This is a genomic window from Motilimonas cestriensis (assembly GCF_021295315.1).
Classification (GTDB): Bacteria; Pseudomonadota; Gammaproteobacteria; order Enterobacterales; family CBDFNC01; genus Motilimonas; species Motilimonas cestriensis.
On the sequence record NZ_JAIMJA010000064.1, the window covers coordinates 1 to 1,396 of the forward strand.

The window sequence follows — 1,396 nt, forward strand, 5'->3', positions numbered from 1 at the left end:
GATTTCACCTCGCGGTGAACACCCTTGCATAGGCTAACGGTTCTCTCTCGATTGAGCCCGTAGAGGACTTTCACCTCCTAGATCAACGCCATGCTCGGCGCACACACTTGAATATAGGGTGTCGGCTGCGCGACACCTATTCTTATCTGTTAGGGGGTTTGCTTTGGTTCAAGCCAATATTTTGAAGCGATTGATTTCGTAAAATACATAAACCCAAAAATTGAAAAGAATGATAAAAATGTTGTAAATGTAACCCATAATTCTGTGCTTTGAGTTCTCCAAACACATTCATTCATAATTGCAAATAGTAAAGAAAGCCCAGACCAGTTATTTGTTAACAAACTCCAGCCTTCTTCAGATAAATAAATTTGCCCTTCCAACGCTCTTTTTAATACACTCTTACCAAATCTTTGGCTGATAAAGAGTATTAAACCAAACACTCCAAAGCCAATTGAAGTTTTAATTTTTATAAACACCTCGTTCTCAAAAGCGATTGTTGCGCCTCCTAAAGATGCCACTAAAATCAAAGTAATAAAAGGAAGCACTGGTATTTTCCGATGTTTATAAAACTCAAAAGCTGAAAACAAAACTGTAGAGACAATAATTGCATAGATAGCAGGTGTTATCCCCCAAACTTTGCTAGCTACGAAAAAGATGACTATTGGTGCAATTTCATAAAATATATGTTTATTTAAATATTGATTAATAATGTTCATATTACGGAGTTCCCCCTAACGTCTGCCTCATGGGCAAAGTGCAATTGGCGGCTTTTGTGAGTGTTTTTTCACAAAAGGTGCCAAGTGTACTTTGTCCTATGCAGGCACTTGTTAGGCAATTCTATCAATGCAACCCTACGCCTGTCAGGCTAATTTTTGAATCTATAAGCGTTAATTGAAGTGACAACATAAAATCACCATTTACTGTTGTACTACCAACCTTCCAAACTACAACAACCTCATTCTCTCTACGAAGAATACTGAGAAACTGCTTTTCTTTTCCTATTGAAACCAATACTGGGTTATTTTCCCATTGATCTAATATGTCCACTTTGTGATCAGGGTCTTCTCGATCTTCATCTGTAAAAAATTGAGAATATCTATTCCAGTCTTTTGCTCTGCAACCTTCGATAATCTCGTCAAATATCGGATCTACTATATCTAAAATTTCAGTATCTGATTTTTCTTCAATTTTCATACGAACACACTCCTTTGCTAGATATTACGTTTTCGACCTTCCGCCTAACGAGCCTGTAGAATTACTCGTTTTAAGATATATTTTTATGATGCACCAAACCATAGCTGAGTTCTTGTTTTGACTCAATTGTTTAGTCTTTTTCTGCTGGAATGAAGATTATCTTGAGTTGGCGTTTTTTATGAGGCGTTTGAGGCTGGTTTTG

Annotated in this window: 2 protein-coding genes; both read right to left on the reverse strand. The window is 37.0% G+C overall.

The annotated features are described in order from the left end of the window. Positions 1–149: 149 nt before the first annotated feature. Positions 150–716 (reverse strand): inner membrane-spanning protein YciB, encoded by a 567-nt coding sequence (locus tag K6Y31_RS21980; protein ID WP_233055168.1) that lies wholly within the window; start codon positions 714–716, stop codon positions 150–152. A 124-nt stretch (positions 717–840) separates the two neighbouring features. After that, positions 841–1,194: a hypothetical protein gene (locus K6Y31_RS21985; protein ID WP_233055169.1), complete on the reverse strand. Its 354-nt coding sequence runs from the start codon at positions 1,192–1,194 to the stop codon at positions 841–843. Positions 1,195–1,396 lie beyond the last annotated feature (202 nt).

Excerpts from the sequence above, each read along its gene's own strand:
- K6Y31_RS21980 (WP_233055168.1), bottom strand. The coding sequence starts at position 716 with ATGAACATTATTAATCAATATTTAAATAAACATATATTTTATGAAATT.
- K6Y31_RS21985 (WP_233055169.1), bottom strand. The coding sequence starts at position 1,194 with ATGAAAATTGAAGAAAAATCAGATACTGAAATTTTAGATATAGTAGAT.